The organism is Polynucleobacter sp., assembly GCF_018500155.2.
GTDB lineage: Bacteria > Pseudomonadota > Gammaproteobacteria > Burkholderiales > Burkholderiaceae > Polynucleobacter.
This window is the reverse complement of sequence record NZ_JAHBAK020000020.1, coordinates 39,906-55,071: the sequence shown is the minus strand read 5'-3', so window position 1 is coordinate 55,071 and position 15,166 is coordinate 39,906. Positions and strand designations below refer to the sequence as shown.

The 15,166-nt window shown below is 45.2% G+C and carries 14 protein-coding genes and 3 pseudogenes; 11 read left to right on the top strand and 6 right to left on the bottom strand.

Annotation, left to right across the window (positions count from 1 at the left end):
* A pseudogene (locus KIH43_RS02645) lies at positions 1–753 on the bottom strand (LPS-assembly protein LptD); the annotation flags it as partial.
* A 33-nt stretch (positions 754–786) separates the two neighbouring features.
* Here KIH43_RS02645 and KIH43_RS02640 point away from each other — a divergent pair.
* The 10 genes and pseudogenes from KIH43_RS02640 to ruvB all read left to right on the top strand — a co-directional run bounded on the left by KIH43_RS02640 (position 787) and on the right by ruvB (position 10,416).
* The gene (locus KIH43_RS02640; protein WP_297717440.1) at positions 787–1,791 is read left to right on the top strand and encodes a phosphotransferase; all 1,005 of its coding nucleotides are present in this window, start codon (positions 787–789) and stop codon (positions 1,789–1,791) included.
* An 8-nt stretch (positions 1,792–1,799) separates the two neighbouring features.
* The gene (murU, locus tag KIH43_RS02635) at positions 1,800–2,516 is read left to right on the top strand and encodes an N-acetylmuramate alpha-1-phosphate uridylyltransferase MurU (RefSeq protein WP_297717437.1); all 717 of its coding nucleotides are present in this window, start codon (positions 1,800–1,802) and stop codon (positions 2,514–2,516) included.
* Positions 2,509–3,867 (top strand): Xaa-Pro aminopeptidase, encoded by a 1,359-nt coding sequence (gene pepP, locus KIH43_RS02630; protein ID WP_297717434.1) that lies wholly within the window; start codon positions 2,509–2,511, stop codon positions 3,865–3,867. The genes murU and pepP overlap by 8 nt, the downstream gene beginning before the upstream one ends.
* Positions 3,867–5,024, top strand: a complete 1,158-nt coding sequence (locus tag KIH43_RS02625; protein WP_297717431.1) for an FAD-dependent monooxygenase — start codon at positions 3,867–3,869, stop codon at positions 5,022–5,024. Before pepP ends, KIH43_RS02625 begins: the two co-directional genes overlap by 1 nt.
* Positions 5,025–5,175: 151 nt before the next feature.
* Positions 5,176–6,192 (top strand): tRNA dihydrouridine synthase DusB, encoded by a 1,017-nt coding sequence (dusB, locus tag KIH43_RS02620; RefSeq protein WP_297717428.1) that lies wholly within the window; start codon positions 5,176–5,178, stop codon positions 6,190–6,192.
* Positions 6,193–6,263: 71 nt separating this feature from the next.
* A complete protein-coding gene (locus KIH43_RS02615) occupies positions 6,264–6,503 on the top strand; it encodes a helix-turn-helix domain-containing protein (RefSeq protein WP_296967395.1) in 240 nt (79 codons plus the stop codon).
* 58 nt (positions 6,504–6,561) lie between these two features.
* Positions 6,562–8,142, top strand: coding sequence for a bifunctional phosphoribosylaminoimidazolecarboxamide formyltransferase/IMP cyclohydrolase (gene purH / locus KIH43_RS02610; protein ID WP_297717425.1), 1,581 nt, complete (start codon positions 6,562–6,564; stop codon positions 8,140–8,142).
* Between the two features lie 28 nt (positions 8,143–8,170).
* Positions 8,171–8,629: pseudogene (ruvC, locus tag KIH43_RS02605) on the top strand (crossover junction endodeoxyribonuclease RuvC); the annotation flags it as partial.
* 89 nt (positions 8,630–8,718) lie between these two features.
* Positions 8,719–9,300, top strand: a complete 582-nt coding sequence (gene ruvA / locus KIH43_RS02600; protein ID WP_296967389.1) for a Holliday junction branch migration protein RuvA — start codon at positions 8,719–8,721, stop codon at positions 9,298–9,300.
* Between the two features lie 54 nt (positions 9,301–9,354).
* Complete coding sequence (gene ruvB, locus KIH43_RS02595) at positions 9,355–10,416, top strand: Holliday junction branch migration DNA helicase RuvB (protein WP_296967388.1); 1,062 nt, start codon at positions 9,355–9,357, stop codon at positions 10,414–10,416.
* A 26-nt stretch (positions 10,417–10,442) separates the two neighbouring features.
* Here ruvB and KIH43_RS02590 read toward each other — a convergent pair.
* From KIH43_RS02590 to tyrS, 3 genes and pseudogenes are all read right to left on the bottom strand, one after another.
* A pseudogene (locus KIH43_RS02590) lies at positions 10,443–10,769 on the bottom strand (M15 family metallopeptidase); the annotation flags it as partial.
* The gene (locus tag KIH43_RS08910; protein WP_366069216.1) at positions 10,682–11,095 is read right to left on the bottom strand and encodes a M15 family metallopeptidase; all 414 of its coding nucleotides are present in this window, start codon (positions 11,093–11,095) and stop codon (positions 10,682–10,684) included. The pseudogene KIH43_RS02590 and the gene KIH43_RS08910, both read right to left, overlap by 88 nt.
* Before the next feature lie 59 nt (positions 11,096–11,154).
* Positions 11,155–12,387 carry a tyrosine--tRNA ligase gene (gene tyrS, locus KIH43_RS02585; RefSeq protein WP_297717422.1) on the bottom strand — a complete coding sequence of 411 codons (1,233 nt, stop codon included), beginning with the start codon at positions 12,385–12,387 and terminating at the stop codon, positions 11,155–11,157.
* Positions 12,388–12,474: 87 nt separating this feature from the next.
* Between tyrS and KIH43_RS02580 the strand changes: the two genes are divergently transcribed.
* Positions 12,475–13,602 (top strand): anhydro-N-acetylmuramic acid kinase, encoded by a 1,128-nt coding sequence (locus KIH43_RS02580; protein WP_297717419.1) that lies wholly within the window; start codon positions 12,475–12,477, stop codon positions 13,600–13,602.
* Positions 13,603–13,608: 6 nt separating this feature from the next.
* Here KIH43_RS02580 and erpA read toward each other — a convergent pair whose 3' ends face one another.
* On the bottom strand, positions 13,609–13,995 hold the full coding sequence (gene erpA / locus KIH43_RS02575) for an iron-sulfur cluster insertion protein ErpA (RefSeq protein WP_297717416.1): 387 nt from the start codon (positions 13,993–13,995) through the stop codon (positions 13,609–13,611).
* Positions 13,996–14,083: 88 nt separating this feature from the next.
* Entirely contained in the window at positions 14,084–15,142 is a 1,059-nt protein-coding gene (gene argC / locus KIH43_RS02570; protein ID WP_297717413.1) for an N-acetyl-gamma-glutamyl-phosphate reductase, read from the bottom strand.
* Between the last annotated feature and the right edge of the window lie 24 nt (positions 15,143–15,166).

Here is a 15,166-nt window from a genome sequence, read left to right as displayed (position 1 = left end):
AGATGTGTATAAGAGACAGCTTCCCATCGGCAAACTGAAATAGGGCACATAGGCCATAGGAATATTGAACACATGCATGACACCATCCTGGCCGGTCATCTCTTTTTGTTCAGTGTCAATCTCAATTTTGCTGGCGGTAAAGTACCAATCTAAATTTTGCGGATTACAAGTGGAATAGCTTGCGTTATCAAATCCAAAAATATCGCCGCTCTTAATCGTCAGTAAGCTAGCTTTTCCACTTGCGCGTGTATCGCCAAATTCATAAACCGGCAGATCCATTGAACCATCACGCGCATCAACTTTAAGCTTTGCTTTGGGGCCTTTGAAATTGACATTGCCTTTACTCATTTCCGCATTACCCACTACATCAGCAACATCGGTATCGGGATCGTAGATGATTTCATCACCCTTGATCACTGTTCCATTGCGACGTATTTGTGCGCGCCCTTGCAAATGCATGTCTCTCTCAACGACACCGTCAATAACGTCACTAGCAGTAAATGTCAAAGCCCTGTTGTCTTTAATTGGAATGCCAGTACGCAATTGGTCATCTAGCTTTAAAACTGTCACATTGCCGCGATCGGGCAATATCGGCGGAGCTTCAGCAGGCTTCGTAGCAGTTGGTGATGCTGGCGCCATCTGCGCACTCGCCAAAGATGAAAACTGTAGGGCGACCAACCCTAATCCGATCCGTCGGGCTATAGCGAAAAAAAGAGGGGCGCTAAAGCCGGCGCGACGGCGATAATGAGTCATGGATCCTAACCCGCCTTATTATACGAATCGACCATGATTGACACACGCCTAGACACCCTCCGAAACTGGTTAAAAGCCCTGCAGCCTAAATGGCAATTGGATCTCGATACATTGGCTCCAGCCTCTGCCGATGCCAGCTTTCGCCGCTATTTCAGAATTGAGTCCAAAAACCCGGATTTTGGTACCCTGATCGTGATGGACGCGCCCCCACAGCATGAACCATTGGACGCCTTTATTCAGGTCGATTTCTTGCTGCTTGCTGCAGGATTAAATGTTCCTAAAATTTTGGAACAAAATGCTGCCGATGGATTTCTCCTGCTAAATGATCTCGGCAACGAAACTTATCTCATGGCACTGAATGAACACAGCGCCAACGCTTTATATCAAGATGCAACGGTTGCATTAATTAAGATGCAACTCGCAAGTCAGCCTGATGTTCTACCCAATTATGATCGTGCACTCTTGCAACGAGAATTAGATTTATTTCCAGAGTGGTATTTACACAAGCACCTAGGCATTGAATTAAATACTCAGCAGCAAGCGCAACTCAAGCAATCATTTGAGCTCATTATTGAGAATAATTTAGCGCAGGCCAAAGTGTATGTTCACCGCGACTATCACTCACGCAATCTCATGGTCACTAGCGTGAATAATCCTGGCGTACTAGATTTTCAAGATGCTGTATACGGCCCCATTACCTATGATGCCGCATCATTGTGGCGCGATGCATATATTGCATGGCCTGAAGAACGCGTGATTGATTGGGTTGTGAAATTTTGGGAACAAGGTCGCAAAGCAGGTTTACCAATGCCAGAAGATTTTGGTCACTTTTATCGCGACTTTGAGTGGATGGGCATACAGCGCCACCTTAAAGTACTCGGCATTTTTGCAAGGTTATTTCATCGTGACGGCAAAGACGGATATTTAAAAGATATTCCATTGGTTCTTGAATATGCAATAGCAACTGCTAATCGGTATATAGAACTCAAACCATTAGCTCGTATTTTGGAATCTACCCGTATAACCCATTCTCAATAATCATGGTTATGCATCAGACCATTTCACTCCCTTGTTTTATTTTGGCTGCAGGCAGAGGTGAACGCATGCGTCCCCTAACGGATAGCGTGCCAAAACCTTTGCTTACCATTGGTAATAAGTCTTTGCTTGCCTGGCATCTTGAAGCACTCTCAAAAGCAGGTCTAAAACAGGTGGTCATTAATCATGCGTGGTTAGGCGAAATGATTGAGCGCTCCCTGGGATCTGGGGAGCAATTTAATGCTGCAATCACTTATTCTCCAGAAAAAACAGCTTTAGAAACTGCCGGGGGAATTGTCAAAGCTTTACCTCTGCTTGCGCCATTGGACTACTTTTTAGTCATTAATGGCGATGTATTCACCCCTGATCTACCTCTACACAATATTCTGGAGACTGTCTCTCGCTTGAGAAATGATCCAGAAAAACCACTGGCCCATCTTTTATTAGTTCCCAATCCAAGCCAACATCCTCAGGGCGATTTTTATCTGCAAAATAGCAAAGTCATGAATGTGAATCCAGGCCAGTCCGAGCGTTTAACCTTTTCTGGCATAGGTATTTATCACAAAGATCTTTTTCAAGGCCTCCAAGTGGGCAGCCCAAGCAAACTCGCCCCATTACTCATTACTGCCATGGAGCTAAATCGAGTAACTGGTGAAAAATATTTAGGTCCATGGCACGATGTAGGTACGCCACAACGCTTACAAGAGCTAAATGCAGCATATGAATAAAAATTCCATTTATCAACAACGCAGAAATGTTTTAGCAAAATACATTTTTGATAAAACGGGTGGGGGCATTGCTGTCATTGCAACTGCACCCGAAGTCACGCGTAATCGTGACAGCGATTTTCCCTATCGACATGACAGTGACTTCTTTTATCTCACTGGCTTTGAAGAACCCGGCGCTACATTAGTCATGAATATTATTCCCAAGGGAAAATCATTCGATCTTCAATCTCATCTCTTTTGCAGACCAAAAGATCTAGAGAGAGAAATCTGGGATGGCATCCGCTTAGGCCCAGAAGCTGCGCCAGAGGCGCTAGGTATTGAATTTGCCCACAGCAATGAGCATCTCGATCAAAAGCTTAGCGAATTATTGGCTGATCAAACCGCAATTTATGTACGACTAGCCGAAAGCGCAGAGGCGGATCGGCGCTTACGACATTGGATGAAACAAGTCCGTGGACAGGCGCGTAGCGGAGTTAATGCCCCAGGAGAGTTTCATGATGTCGATGCATTCATACATGAAATGCGCTTATTTAAAGATGCTCATGAAATAGAAATCATGCGCCGTGCAGCAGCAATCTCTGCACGCGCCCACATTCGTGCAATGCAGACATGTAAACCTGGCATGCGCGAGTACCACCTAGAAGCTGAGTTATTGCATGAGTTTCGTCACAGTGGGGCGCAGAGCGTAGCCTATAACAGCATTGTTGCTGCCGGACCAAATTCTTGCATATTGCACTATCGCGCAGGCTCAACCGAATTACGCAGTGGTGATCTATGCTTAATTGATGCTGGTTGTGAATTAGATGGTTATGCTTCTGACATCACGAGAACTTTTCCAGTCAACGGAAAATTTACTGGACCACAACGTGCGCTCTATGACATCACATTAGCCGCGCAGGAAGCCGCTATTGCAGCCACACGCCCAGGCAACACCTTCATGGAGCCGCATGATGCAGCGTTAAAAGTCCTTACTCAGGGTCTACTTGATGAAAACTTACTCAAGTTATCTGAAGTGGGCTCATTAGATAACGCAATTGAAACAGGTGCATATCGCCGCTTTTATATGCATCGCACTTCCCATTGGCTAGGCATGGATGTTCACGATGTAGGTTCTTATCGTGAATCTACCGCAGAAAAAGAAAAGCCTTGGCGCACACTTCAAAATGGCATGGTGATCACTATTGAACCAGGACTCTATGTGCGTCCAGCCGATGATGTAAATGAAGCCTTTTGGAATATCGGCATTCGCATTGAAGATGATGCCGTTATCAACGACTCCGGCTGTGAATTAATCTCTCGTGGCGTTCCAGTGAAACCCGATGAGATCGAAGCAATCATGAAGAATGGCTAATGAGCGCAAACGTTAGCGATATCGTTATTCATGGAGGTGGCCCGGTCGGGCTTGCCTGCGCCGCATGGATATTACAAAAATATCCAGATGCAAAACTTACCCTACAAGATCGCAATCCTGTAGCTGATGCCGATCTTGCCAATACAGATAGCAGAGGCATTGCCCTTTCTCATGGGAGCAAACTTTTACTCGATACGATCAATGCTTGGCCAACCGAATGCGCCGATATTCATCGTGTTCATGTTTCACAAGCAGGTCGATTTGGGCGCGCACTCATGACGCGAGAAGAGCTTCATCAAGAAGCTCTAGGACATATCATTCGTTATCGTGATATCCATCTTGCACTTCGACAGGCTTTAAGAAAAATACAACCTCAGAGCCCCAATTTTGTTTGGCAACACATAGAAAATACCAGTGATGGCGAACAAATCAATGCACGTTGTGTAGTGCATGCAGAAGGTGGTTTATTTAAAAAGCAGGATTGGATTGAATCTGGTCACGATTACGGGCAATCGGCCTTAGTAGGTCTAGTAGAAGTCGAAAACGCCATTCCTCATCAAGCTTGGGAACGCTTCACCGCTGAAGGTCCACTTGCAGTTCTGCCGAGTCATTATGGGCCACATATTCTCAATCTTGTATGGTGCGGATCACCACAGTCATCGAAGCAACGCTTAGAGCTCAATGAGTCCGATTTTTTAGATGCACTACAAAAAGAATTTGGCTCCAGAATTGGACGTTTTCTCAAAATTCAAGATCGACGTTTATATGAACTCGGCTTAAATTATCGAAAGCACATCACCAAAGAAAATGAAGTGTGGATTGGCAATGCTGCACAAACTTTGCATCCGGTTGCAGGACAAGGTTTGAACTTAGGTTTACGGGATGCATACCTTTTAGCAGAGACATTAGCGAATATGTTTTCTGGATCCACCAGCGAACTCTCCAAAAATCATATTCAAAGTTCCTTGGAAAATTACGCCCAAAGTCGTAAAGCAGACCGAACCGCCACCATTGGGTTAACGGATTTCATGGCACGCGTCTTTACATCCAATCTCGCTCCTGTAGTGATTGCTCGTGGATTGGCCTTATCGGCCCTCCAATGGGTTCCACCAGTCAAAACGGCTTTAGCTCGCCAGATGATGTTCGGTAAGCGCTAAGAGGCTATAAAAGCCCTTAAATTCAACCTCTTTTGGCTTGATCTACATCAGGTAATCTGCCTAAAAAATAGGCAGATTTAGGTCTATTTGTGCTAAAGTGTCATGCTTTCCCCAAAACACACATTTCGCCCTTCAATAACACCTCTAATAAATGAAGATTGGTCCTCATACCCTAGCAAATCGACTCTTTGTTGCCCCGATGGCAGGGGTAACCGATCGTCCATTTAGACAACTTTGCAAAAAGTTGGGTGCAGGGTATGCCGTTTCCGAGATGATTGCTTCCAATGCCCTTCTTTGGAAAAGCGAAAAAACCCAACGCCGCGCCAACCATGTAGGCGAGTTCAAACCCATTGCCGTTCAAATTGCTGGAGCAGATCCCGTCATGATGGCTGCAGCGGCCAAACTCAACGTAGAACACGGCGCACAAATTATTGACATCAATATGGGTTGCCCAGCAAAAAAAGTTTGCAATGTTGCTGCAGGATCCGCCCTATTACGCGATGAGCCTTTAGTGAAACAAATTTTAGAGGCTGTAGTGAAAGCAGTAGGAACGGGACCCGACGCTGTTCCAGTAACACTCAAAATTCGTACTGGCTGGGATCGTGATCATAAAAACGCCATCGAGATTGCGCGACTCGCTGAGCAATCCGGCATTTCGATGCTTACTGTGCACGGAAGAACGCGTGCGGATCTTTATCATGGTGAGGCGGAATACGAAACGATTGCTGCGGTAAAGAGTAGCGTCCAAATTCCTGTTGTTGCAAATGGTGATATTCACAGCCCAGAAAAAGCGGCTTTTGTTTTAAAGGCCACTGGTGCTGATGCCATCATGATTGGCCGCGCAGCCCAAGGACGTCCCTGGATTTTTCGCGAGATCCATCACTACCTAGAAACCGGCAAGAAACTCCCAACGCCTCAGGTTACTGAGATCCAAGAAATTATGAATGAGCACTTACTAGATCACTATGCGTTCTATGGAGAACACATTGGTTTACGTACTGCTCGCAAACATATCGGTTGGTATTGCAAAGGTCTGCGCGATTCTCATGCATTCCGTCAGCGCATGAATACGGCAGATGATTGCAAAACACAACTGCAAATGGTGAATGATTATTTTGATGAGATGAAGTCCCACTCCGACCGTCTCCTCTTTTTAGAGGCGGCATAGTTTTATTGTTTTATTTGGTTTTTATTTCTTAGTTATTACTTATTAGTTATTTTGATTTACAACATTATTTTATGAACAACCAGCACCCCATTACTGAATGCATTCAAACACAATTGCAAGATTACTTAAATGATCTGAAAGGCACACCGCCAACCGATATATATCAAATGGTGCTGGCGGTTGTGGAAAAGCCGATGTTAGAACTTGTCATGCAGCATGCTAAACATAATCAGTCTCTAGCAGCGCAGTACCTCGGCATTAACCGCAATACTTTGCACAAAAAACTGGTTGAGCATCAGTTACTCAAATAATTACCTCGCTCCCATACAGCGCTATTTCCTTTTTATTTACCTTACCCTTCGAAAATTTATGATCCGCACAGCACTTCTCTCTGTCTCCGACAAAAACGGCATTATTCCTTTTGCAAAAGCACTACATGAGCAAGGTGTTAAATTAATCTCAACTGGTGGGACTGCAAAACTATTGGCCGAAAATCATTTGCCTGTAGTAGAAGTGTCTGCTCTAACGCAATTTCCTGAGATGCTCGATGGCCGAGTAAAAACATTGCATCCTATGGTTCATGGTGGATTACTAGCGCGTAGAGATGTTCCCGAACATATGGCCGCCCTTCAAAAACATGGCATCAATACGATTGATATGTTGGTCATCAATCTTTATCCATTTAATGAAACCGTTGCTAAGGAGCGCTGCTCTTTCGAAGATGCTGTTGAGAACATTGATATTGGCGGTCCAGCCATGCTGCGTGCTGCTGCCAAAAACCATCAAGATGTTACTGTCCTGATTTCCCCTGAAGATTACGCGCCCGTATTGGCAGAAATGAAAGCGAACAACAATACGGTTTCTTATAAAACCAACTTGGCCTTAGCTAAAAAAGTATTTGCTCATACCGCTCAGTACGATGGAGCGATTGCAAACTACCTATCCGCTCTAGGCGATGATCTTGCTCATCAAAACCGCTCAACTTATCCAGAAACATTGCATCTTGCCTTTGAAAAGGTGCAAGAGATGCGCTATGGCGAGAATCCTCATCAATCAGCAGCCTTTTACAAAGACCTCAATCCTGCTGCTGGCTCGCTTGCCAATTACAAGCAATTACAAGGTAAAGAGCTCTCTTATAACAACATTGCAGACGCTGACTCCGCCTGGGAATGTGTCAAAAGCTTTACTGGCGATACTGGTGGAGCAGCAGCCTGCGTCATCATTAAGCATGCCAATCCTTGCGGAGTGGCTGTTGGCGCAACTGCTCTTGAGGCCTACCAAAAAGCATTTAAAACGGATCCTAGCTCTGCCTTTGGAGGCATCATTGCCTTTAACGTTCCCTGCGATGGCGCAGCCGCTCAAGAAATTTCTAAACAATTTGTTGAGGTACTCATTGCGCCTAGTTTTAGTGATGATGCAAAAGCCATTTTTGCTACAAAACAGAATGTACGTCTTTTAGAGATCCCATTAGGCTCAGCCTTTAATCAATTTGATTTCAAACGTGTCGGTGGTGGCTTATTAGTGCAATCTCCAGATGCCAAAAATGTTCTCCAAAATGAGATGCGTGTCGTTAGCCAAAGACAGCCCACTCCAAGCGAAATGAATGACATGATGTTTGCATGGCGTGTTGCCAAATTTGTTAAATCTAATGCCATTGTGTATTGCGCCAATGGTATGACTTTGGGTATTGGCGCTGGCCAAATGAGTCGGGTGGACTCAGCACGCATGGCTAGCATCAAGGCTGAAAATGCTGGTCTGAGCCTGAAAGGATCAGCGGTCGCTAGTGATGCGTTTTTTCCATTTAGAGATGGTCTAGATGTTGTAGTGAATGGTGGTGCAAGTTGTGCAATTCAACCTGGTGGCAGCATGCGAGATGATGAAATTATTGCCGCGGCAAATGAACATGGCATTGCCATGATCTTTACAGGCACACGTCACTTCCGCCATTAATCTTTTTCAAGAGCATCACTAAAAATACATGCGCTGGATTGGAATTGACCCGGGTTTACGAACCACAGGATTTGGGATCATCGACGTAGATGGTCAAAAGCTAACTTATGTTGCTTCTGGCACGATTGAAAGTGGCGATCCAGCAAAGGGTTTGCCAGAGCGCTTAGGTACTCTGTATGCAGGCGTTAAAGAGGTTCTACAAACCTATCATCCACAGTCGGCAGCCATTGAAGAAGTCTTCCTCAATGTCAACCCTCGTTCTACCTTAATGTTAGGTCAAGCTAGGGGTGCAGTGATTTCTGCACTAGTCTCAGAAAATCTTCCAGTGGCGGAATACAGTGCATTAAGAGTTAAACAAGCGATCGTGGGCACTGGTCGTGCAGCTAAGCCACAAGTACAAGAAATGGTGAAGCGCTTATTGCGTTTAAACCGCGCTCCTGGATCAGATGCCTCAGATGCTTTAGGGGTCGCTATTTGTGCTGCACACCATGCTCAAATTCCTAAAGCTGTTAGCTCTGCTTTGGCTACAAAAAAACGTAAAAAGTGAAAAACTGTTCGACAGGTTAAGATCTCTACATGATTGGTCGCATTCAAGGCATCCTCGTTTCAGTACACCCCCCACGTCTCTTGGTAGATTGCCAAGGGATTGGCTATGAAGTAGATGTGCCGATGAGTACCTTGTACCAACTCCCTGCCGCAGGACAAAAAGTGACGTTATTAACTCACTTTCAAGTGCGTGAGGACGCACAGCAACTTTTTGGTTTTGCAACCGAAACCGAGCGGGAAGCGTTTAGACAACTAATTAAGATTAGTGGTGTTGGGTCAAGAACCGCATTGGCGGTGTTATCCGGTATGAGTGTCAATGAATTGGCACAAGCGATTACGCTTCAAGAAGCTGGGCGATTAACCCAAATCCCAGGCATAGGTAAAAAAACAGCCGAACGCCTTTGCTTAGAACTCAAAGGAAAACTAGCCCCTGATTTAGGCATCCCTGCTGGCAAATTGCCAACAACAGATGCTCACAGCGAAGTATTGCAAGCCCTTTTAGCTTTGGGGTATTCGGAGAAAGAGGCGCTTTTGGCTCTCAAACAAATACCTTCAGACACCAACGTTTCCGATGGCATTCGACTAGGACTAAAGTATTTATCTAAAGCCTAATTTGCTATTTTTATCACTTCACCTTCCTCTATAAAACACCGCTAAACTTGCAGCATGGCCATTCACACTGACGACTTAAGTGCTATTCCAGATGATCTTCCTGAGAGCAATGATCGGATTGTCAGTGGGTCCGCGGGCAATGCTGAAAGCGTCTTTGAAAAAGCCCTACGACCAAAACAATTAGATGAGTACGTGGGACAATCTAAAGCGCGCGCCCAATTAGAGATTTTTATCAGCGCTACTAGAGCAAGACAAGAAGCACTCGACCACGTTCTGCTATTTGGCCCACCGGGATTGGGCAAAACGACTTTGGCACACATTATTGCTAGGGAACTTGGGGTGAATCTACGTCAAACTAGCGGCCCTGTTTTGGATCGACCTGGTGATCTTGCGGCTTTACTCACCAATTTAGAAGCAAATGATGTCCTTTTCATTGATGAAATTCATCGCCTATCTCCTGTTGTCGAAGAAATTCTGTACCCTGCTCTAGAGGACTATAGCCTTGACATCATGATTGGTGAAGGGCCTGCTGCTCGCAGCGTCAAAATTGATTTAAAGCCATTTACCTTAATCGGCGCTACTACTCGCGCCGGTATGCTCACCAATCCGCTACGTGATCGTTTTGGTATTGTCGCAAGACTAGAGTTCTATACAACCGAAGAACTCACCAAAATCATCAATCGCTCGGCGTCATTACTTAAAGCAAATATTGATCCTGATGGCTCAATAGAAATTGCTAAGCGAGCACGTGGCACCCCTCGGATAGCCAATCGCTTATTGCGCCGAGTCCGCGACTACGCAGAAGTCAAAGGCACAGGCACCATCACCAAAGAGATGGCTGATGCCGCCTTGAAGATGCTTGATGTTGATCCCAGCGGTTTTGATGTCATGGATAGAAAACTGCTTGAAGCCATCTTGCATAAATTCGATGGTGGCCCTGTAGGTATTGATAACTTAGCTGCCGCGATTGGTGAAGAGCGCGATACGATTGAAGATGTTCTAGAGCCTTATTTGATTCAGCAAGGCTATCTACAAAGAACGTCGCGTGGCCGCGTAGCAACACGTCAAGCATACGAGCACTTTGGTTTAATGCCGCCATCCAGCCTCTTCGAATAATCGGGTTAGCTTTATACCAGTGCAGATCACTGCACTAAAAAATCAAAATAGGTGTCTGGGAATGGCTCATCTTTAAGAGTGAAATGCCACCACTCTTTATCGTAAGGCATAAAGCCATGTTTCATCATTAAGGTGCGCAAAAGCAATCTATTAGCTTTTTGCTGGGCAGTGATATTTGGATAGTCTGGCCAAGATTGGGGGCCGAAGAAATCAAATCTTGACCCCATATCCAATGGTTTACCGCCTCTACTTAAATCAACAATTGTTAAATCAACAGTGCTTCCTCTGCTGTGCCCCGATTTCTCTGCGATGTAACCCTCTTTAAATAAATTTCGCTTATCCACATTTGGATAGTATTCAGACTTATTTTGGTATCCCTTAAATCTTCAGCCCAGACCATAAAATCATTTACAGCCCTCTGTGGTCGATACGCATCAAAAATCAATAAGCCCAAACCGAATTCATTTAACTCTTTTTGTATGTTAGCTAGTGCTAACGCTGCTGGTTTTGTGATGATGGCGCGATTAACCCCATACCCTTGAATGGGTCTACCAACAAAATTTTGATGGGTGAAGTACTGCAATTGCGTGTGGATAGAGGGAGACACTTGATCTAAATACAAAAAATCAGCAGGAAGAGCCCATCCAAAGGCACTTAACGATAGGCAATAAATGCCCATTAATAACCTTCTAAGTGTGGAACACATCTGTAGTTGGTTCCTCGCGAGGATGTTAAAAATCAGCTTAAGTGAACTTTAGCAAACTTACGCTTACCCACCTGAACAACGTAAGTTCCTGCCTCAATCTTCAGTTGTTTGTCACTGATGGTGGCACCGTCGATCTTCACACCATTTTGTTCAATATTACGCATCGCTTCGGAAGTTGATGGTGCTAAGCCAGCAGATTTCAAAAGGGTTGCAACTCCTAATGGCGCGCCCGAAAGCGTCACTTCTGGAATGTCATCTGGCACTCCGCCTTTTGCACGATGATTGAAGTCTTCCAATGCTTTTTCAGCGGCAGCTTGCGAATGAAAACGTGCAACAATTTCTTGGGCAAGCAATACTTTGCAATCTTTAGGATTGCGGCCTGCAGCCACCTCTTGCTTCATGAGATCTATTTCACTCATTGGGCGGAATGAGAGCAAAGTAAAGTAGTCCCACATCAAATCATCAGAAATACTGAGTAGCTTGCCAAAAATATCGCCGGCAGACTCGCTAATGCCGATGTAATTGCCTTTTGACTTACTCATTTTTTCAACACCATCAAGACCAACTAGCAGCGGCATCGTCAAAATACATTGTGGTTCCTGGCCATATTCTCTCTGGAGCTCACGACCAACTAAGAGATTAAATTTTTGGTCTGTTCCACCAAGTTCTAAATCGCTTTTCAAAGCGACTGAATCATATCCTTGCATTAGTGGATACAAAAACTCATGAATAGAGATAGGAACGCCATTGCGATAACGCTTTGTAAAATCATCACGTTCAAGCATGCGAGCAACAGTATGTTTTGCCGCTAACTGAATCATGCCACGCGCACCTAATGGATCGCACCATTCGCTGTTGTAACGAACTTCAGTTTTTGCCGGATCCAAAACCATACTTGCTTGACGGTAATAGGTTTGCGCATTCACAGCGATTTCTTCGGCAGTTAATGGCGGACGAGTTGCATTTCGACCAGAAGGATCGCCAATCATGCTCGTGAAATCGCCAATCAGAAAAATGACGGTATGACCCAAATCTTGCAACTGACGCAATTTATTTAAAACGACGGTATGACCCAGATGAATATCGGGCGCAGTAGGGTCTAAACCTAACTTAATTCGCAAAGGGGTCTTCGTAGCGTAACTACGAGCCAGCTTTTGAACCCAATCTGCCTCTACTAGCAACTCATCACAGCCACGTTTTGTGACTTCGAGCGCCGCGAAGACTTCAGGGGTCAAAGGATATTTTTGTTCTGCTTGAGCCGTCATACTGATTCGTCTAGCTGTTTCAGTTAAATTAGTATTTAAATTGCTAAAGCATAATTGTCGCATCACTGAGAGCAGAACCCTGAACCCATGACTCAATCACACTCCCTCTACATAGGCCTGATGTCTGGCACTAGCCTGGATGGGATTGATGGCGTTTTGGCCCGAATAGACCCCCATGGCGCCACCACTGCCATCGCGTCAGCCAGTACCCCATTCGCACCGGAGCTTCGCAAAGCCCTCTTCGAACTCCAAAGTCCAGGCCCCAATGAACTCCATCGAGAAAAGCAGGCCGGAAATGCCCTGGCCCTGGCCTATGCTGAAGTTGTTGGTCAATTACTTCAAAAAGCGCGACTAACAGCGAACGATATCGTTGCAATTGGGGCGCATGGACAGACGATTCGGCACCAACCGGATTTAGGGGAAATGGCGTACACCCATCAAACCCTCAATCCCGCTCTTCTAGCAGAAAGGACAGGTATTGATGTCATCGCCGACTTTAGAAGTCGTGATCTTGCCGCTGCTGGACATGGCGCTCCTTTAGTGCCCGCATTTCATGCGCAACAATTTTCAGAACCCAAGAATCTTGCCATTTTGAATATTGGTGGCATTGCTAACCTCACTCTCATTTCTCAGAGTGGCGAAGTGACTGGATTTGACTGCGGTCCAGGAAATATGTTGATGGATGCTTGGATACAAAAGCAAATTGGCAAGCCTTATGATGAAAACGGGAATTGGGCATTACAAGGAAAAGTAGATGAGTCTTTATTAAAAAAGTTATTGGCTGATCCCTTTTTTAATAAAACTCCACCAAAAAGTACTGGGCGTGATGACTTTCATATGGATTGGTTGTTAGAAAATATTGGCAATAAGAACATCCCGCCCGAAGATGTACAAGCTACTTTGTTACACCTTAGCGCGCACTCTATACTCGATGCTCTTGCGCGCCATGCCCCGCAAACCCAGAAGTTAATTACATGTGGCGGTGGCGCTCAAAACACCGCTTTAATGAATTTACTTAAAGTAAAAGCCCAATATTTGTGTCCAGAGCTAGCAGAAATCACGACTAGCGACTCGGTTGGTATTCATCCACAACTAGTAGAGGGTTTGGCCTTTGCATGGCTCGCTTGGGCGCACAAACAAAAACGGCCAGCAAATTTGCCAGCCGTTACAGGAGCGAAAGGTCCTAGAATTTTAGGTGCCTGCTATCCTGCTTAATTTCTTTTAGGCAGAAAAAGAAGATCCACAACCACAAGTCGTAGTGGCATTCGGATTTTTGATCACAAACTGTGAACCATTGATATCTTCCTTGTAATCAATCTCAGCGCCAACTAAGTATTGAAAACTCATCGAGTCGACCAGGAGAGTTACACCATTTTTTTCAAACTGTGTGTCATCTTCGTTGACTGCATCATCGAAAGTAAAGCCGTACTGAAAACCTGAACAGCCTCCGCCCTGGACGAATACACGCAGCTTCAACTCGGGATTGCCTTCTTCGGCAATCAAATCTGCCACCTTGGCAGCTGCCGCATCGGTAAATACCAACGGCGTAGGTGGTTCAGCCAAGTCTTGCGCCGCCGGCGTATTTTGCTGAGTAGCTAATTCGGTCATGATTTGCTCCTAAATCAAAAGGGTATGTCTTATTTTAGGCTTTTAATGCCCAGCTTGCTGAAGGGGGATTACCCCCATTCCTATTTTGTTATGGCGATACCGCTATCTGAGTCAATCCTGTTGTCTCAGGCAACCCAAACATCAAATTCATGCATTGCACACCCTGACCAGAAGCGCCTTTTACTAAGTTATCCTCTACCACCAAAATAACTAAAGTATCACCACCGCCTGGACGATGAACAGCAATCCTCATGCCATTACTTCCCCGCACAGAACGCGTTTCTGGATGGCTACCTGCAGGCATCACATCAACAAAAGGTTCGTTTTTATAAAAATCTTCAAATAGCTTCTGATAATCAACGTCTTTACCTGCTTCAGTTAAGCGCACATAGATAGTCGAATGAATACCTCTGATCATGGGCGTGAGATGGGGTACAAATGTCAGCCCAATTTGATCATGACCAGCAATTGCCTTAAGACCTTGCACAATTTCTGGTAGATGGCGATGACCTTTAACACCATACGCTTTAAAGTTATCACTTGCTTCAGACAATAAAGTGCCGATCTCTGCTTTACGTCCGGCACCCGAAGTGCCAGACTTCGAATCAGAAATAATGTGATTGCCATCAATCAATTGCTTTCCACCAGTTGACTTAGGCGAGAGCAAGGGCGCCAAACCTAATTGAATAGATGTTGGATAACAACCGGCCAAACCGACCACGCGCGCCTTTTTAATGGCTTCACGATTGATCTCAGCCAAACCATAAACAGCTTCTGCCAAAATTTCTGGGCAACTATGTTCCATGCCATACCATTTAGCAAACTCTTTCACATCTTTTAAACGAAAGTCTGCCGCAAGATCTAAGATCTTCACATTATTCGCTAGCAACTCTTTAGCTTGCGCCATAGCAACACCATGCGGGGTTGCAAAGAACACAACATCGCACTCATTTAAGTTGGCTTCATCAGGCGTTGTAAATTTCAAATCGACACGACCACGCAAAGATGGGAACATCTCCGCTACAGGCATGCCTGCCTCGGTGCGAGATGTGATGGCCACAATATTCACTTCAGGGTGCTGCGCTAGTAAACGCAAGAGCTCTACCCCGGTATATCCTGTGCCACCAACAATACCTACCTTAATCATGTCTTTCTCCAAAATACTTCATAA